This window comes from Mycobacterium sp. TH-M82, assembly GCF_057473605.1.
Genome location: NZ_JBYCKY010000888.1, coordinates 1 through 1,282, shown reverse-complemented (window position 1 = coordinate 1,282; position 1,282 = coordinate 1). Strand labels below are relative to the sequence as shown.

Sequence of the window (1,282 nt, the reverse complement as noted above, 5' to 3'; positions counted from 1 at the left end):
CTCGTAGGCCACGGAGCGTCCTTCCTATCAGTTCGCGGCGTTCGCCTCGGGTCGAGTGGTCGTCCAACGTCGGACGTATCCGAAGGTATCCCGACGTGACCAGATCACCGACCAGGACGCGCACGACACCGAGCGGCAAATCCAATCGCGCCGAGATTTCGGCGACCGACGGGCTCTTGACGCACAGCGCGACGATCCTGCCCCGCGTGTCGTTCAGCGGCCAGCGGTGAAACAGCGCCGACTGCAGGGTCTGCACCGGAGCTTCCAGCGGCAGGTCGACCTCGGTGTCGGTGCGGCCGGAGGTCAGCGTGTAGGGGCGGACCAGATTCGTATCAGGCACCGGCCGCTCGGGTGTTTCCATGGCCGCTCACGCATGCCGGAAGTGCGGCGACGCCGCGGGCCGGGCAGCCGGCTCGGGGTGGGGATCGCCTCGCTTTCGGGGGCCGGCCGGGCAATCGGACGCGACTCGTCGCGACGACTGCACGACGGCGCCGACCCGCTCGACCAGGATCGCCATCTCGTAGCCGATCTGACCGATGTCACACGATGTCGCGGCCAGCGCGGCCAGATGTGAGCCGTCACCGACCCGCATCAGCAGCAGATAACCGTTGTCCATCTCGACCACGGTCTGCAGCACCCGGCCGCCCTCGAACAGTTGCGCCGCCCCGGTCCCCAGGCTGGCCAACCCCGACGACACCGCAGCCAACTGGTCGGCCCGTTCGGCTGGCAGATGTTCACTGGCCGCGACCAGCAACCCGTCCACCGACACCAGCACCGCATGCGACACCCCGGGAACCTCGCGGGCGAATGTCGACACCAACCAGTCCAGTGAGTCGTCCGGCGAACGCTGCCGGTCCGATGGGCTCGAGGGGAACGTCATTCGTCGCCGGGTCCCTGACCGTTTTCCCGGCCGACTTCCCAGTTAGCCTCTACGGCGCGTGATCGTGCGGCATGCACCCCGCCGAAGTGGCTGGCGATCGAGGAGCGGATCGCGTCGGGCGCCCGGTGCGCGGGCCGACGCGAATTATCGTCAGGCACCGCCGGGCGCTCGGCGCGCTCTGGCTCGGCCCGATGCTGCCCTGCCCGGTCAACCGACCCCGGCACCAGCCGGATACCGGGCTCGCGGATCGGTAGACCCTGCTCGGTACGAGACGCAACCGGGGCGTTCTCCGCCTCGGCGGCCAGCGTCCAGCCGTGGTCCCACACCGACTTCCAGTCCAGGTCGGCGCTGCGGCCCAACTCGTGCGGGTCGACCAGCCACTCCGACATCATCCGTTGGTAG

1 protein-coding gene and 2 pseudogenes are annotated in these 1,282 nt (G+C 69.2%); all 3 read right to left on the bottom strand.

Features of this window, described 5'->3' with window-relative positions; all coding sequences use genetic code 11:
- On the bottom strand, positions 1-361 hold a 361-nt coding region (locus AC2VON_RS25930), incomplete at its 3' end, for a DUF742 domain-containing protein (RefSeq protein ID WP_486955374.1).
- A gap of 105 nt (positions 362-466) precedes the next feature.
- A pseudogene (locus AC2VON_RS25925) lies at positions 467-880 on the bottom strand (roadblock/LC7 domain-containing protein); the annotation flags it as partial.
- Positions 877-1,282, bottom strand: a pseudogene (locus tag AC2VON_RS25920) (ATP-binding protein); the annotation flags it as partial. The pseudogenes AC2VON_RS25925 and AC2VON_RS25920, both read right to left, overlap by 4 nt.